This is a genomic window from Pseudomonadota bacterium (genome assembly GCA_030860485.1).
Taxonomy (GTDB): domain Bacteria; phylum Pseudomonadota; class Gammaproteobacteria; order JACCXJ01; family JACCXJ01; genus JACCXJ01.
Map to the genome: position 1 here is coordinate 1 of JALZID010000272.1, position 2,655 is coordinate 2,655.

1 protein-coding gene is annotated in these 2,655 nt (G+C 62.5%); it reads left to right on the top strand.

Going from position 1 to position 2,655, the window contains the following annotated elements; translation table 11 throughout:
- Positions 1-202 precede the first annotated feature (202 nt).
- Complete coding sequence (locus tag M3461_16695; GenBank protein MDQ3775865.1) at positions 203-2,536, top strand: FecR domain-containing protein; 2,334 nt, start codon at positions 203-205, stop codon at positions 2,534-2,536.
- Positions 2,537-2,655: the final 119 nt, after the last annotated feature.

Below are 2,655 nucleotides of genomic sequence, written 5' to 3' on the forward strand. Positions count from 1 at the left end.
GGATGATCCCCTCAAAAAGGCCGATCTAGATCCCTGATGCTGCTCCAAAATCGGCCTGGATAGTGAAATCCCTTGTAACATGCCGCGGCAGTATAGGCTTTCACCACAATTTTTAGAGGCTCCCATAACTCACTAGACGCCATGCTGAAGGGGGATGGGCATTGTGCGCATCGACGGGGGCCGCGGGCTATCGGGAGCGGTCTTGATCGCGCTCCTTAGCACCGCTAGCGGGGTACGTGCCCAGGGCTGCGAGCCTTGGGTGGCCAGGATCATTTCCGTACAGGGGCCGGTCGTGGTCGAGCGCTCTGGCGCACCACGCGCGCAGGCGGCGGGCCTCGACGATACCGTCTGCCCCGGAGACCGCGTGCGTGTCGGGGCACTCGGGCGCGCCGCCGTTCAGCTCGCCAATGAGGCGGGGACCCCGATCCGCCTGGACGAAGGGACGACGCTCATATTTCCACTCCCCGAGCCCGAGAAGTCATTCCTATTGAAGCTCATCGAGGGCGTGGTGCATGTCCTGAGCCGAGACCCGCAGGCCCTGACGATCGAGACGCCCATCGCCAGGGCTTATGTCGAAGGCACGGAGTTCCTGCTGGGGGTCTCGAAGTCCGAGGCCGCGCTGTGGGTGTTCGAAGGGCAGGTCCGAGTTTCGAATCCCCAGGGCCAATTGCAGGTCCGGAGCGGGGAGGGGGCGCTGGCCCGTCCGGGTCAGGCCCCAGAACGGCGCGTGGTGGTGAAACCACGCGAGGCGGTTGAATGGGCCTTGTACTACCCGCCACTCGTCGATCCGCGGCCCGAGTCGTATCCGCCGGCGTTGCGGGCGGCATTATCCGCCTATCGAGCCAACGATCTCCCCGCGGCCTTCGCCGCATTGGAGCGAGTTCCGACGCGGGACCGCGACGGGCATTATCTTCTGCTGCGGGCCGGGTTGCTGTTGAGCGTCGGCCGGGTCGCGAAGGCCGAGGCCGATCTCGCCGAGGCCGAGCGGGCCGGCCCCAAGTCGGGCGGGGCGGCCGCCCTGCGCTCGGTCATCGCCTTGGTGCGCGACCGGAAGGACGAGGCCTTGCGCCTGGCCGAGACCGGGTCCGGCTTAGACCCCGACTCCCCCCTTCCCCAGGCCGCGCTGTCCTATGCCCATCAGGGCCGCTTCGAGATCGAAAAGGCCCTGGAACATGCCCGGCGCGCGGTGGAGTTGGCGCTCGAGGACGCGCTCCTCTGGGCACGCGTGTCCGAGCTCGAGCTGTCACGGGGCGATCTCGATGCCGCCCTCGAAGCCGCGAAGAAGGCCGAGACCCTGAGCCCCGCCCTGGCCCGCACCCAGACCGTGCTGGGCTTCGCCTATCTGACCCGCATCGAGGTTGCTAAGGCCAAGACGGCCTTCGAGCGCGCCATCCAGGGCGACCCCGCCGATCCCTTGCCGCGCCTCGGGATGGGGCTCGCGAAGATCCGGGACGGAGATCTGGACGAGGGCACCCGCGAGATCGAGACCGCCGCCTCCCTAGACCCCAACAACTCGCTGATCCGCAGCTACCTCGGCAAGGCCTACTACGAGCAGAAACGCGACGGTCTCGCATCGAGCGAGTATGAGCAAGCGAAGCTTCTCGATCCCAAGGATCCGACACCCTGGTTTTACGACGCCATCGAAAAGCAGACCACCAATCGGCCGGTGGAGGCCCTGCACGACTTGCAACGGGCTATTGAGCTAAACGACAACCGCGCGGTGTATCGATCGAAGCTCTTGCTCGATGAGGACCTCGCAGCGCGTAGCGCCAACCTCGCAAGGATCTACGATGACCTCGGATTTCAGCAGCGAGCGCGGGTCGAGGCGTGGAAATCGGTCACCGCCGATCCGAGTAGCTTTTCGGCGCATCGCTTTCTTGCCGATTCATACAGCACACTACAACGCCACGAGATCGCTCGTGTCAGCGAGCTCCTTCAATCGCAGTTGCTGCAGCCGCTCAACATCACGCCGCTGCAACCGGAGCTCGCGGTCGCGAATCTGGCGATCCTGCAAGGCGCCGGCCCATCTAGCCTGTCGTATTATGAATATAATCCGCTATTCACCCGCAACGGTATCGGGCTGCAAACCAATGTCCTCGTCGGGAACAACGACACGGTAGCCGATAACTTCGTCGTATCCGGCATCCACGGCCAATTCTCAGGCAGCGTAGGACAATTCCACTACGAAACCGACGGTTTTCGTCCGAACAACGACCTCGAGAACGATGTCTACAACGCGTTCGGCCAGGTGACGGTGACGCCCGAACTGAGTCTGCAAGCGGAGCTACGGCGCAGCGAGCAGGAAGCCGGCGACGTCGATATCACCCTGAACGGGCTCGACCCGAGCTTCCGCCAGGAGAACAAGCAGGATTCTGCCCGAATCGGTGCCCATTACCAACCAACGGATGATCACGATTTCTTGGCTTCGTTCATCTACAGCGACAGTGAGTTCATAACGGATCAGAATTTCGATGATTCGGGCGACTCGGTAGACGATATTGCCTTCCACTCGGCGGACCCTATAGAGGGCTCATAGGTAAGATCTTATAACTATATGAGTTATAAAGATAACAAATGCGTGGAACTTTTAGGGCTCCACCCGATCTGATCAACTTTATCGGCAAATCAAGATGATCGGGGAGGGGAGGATGGAAC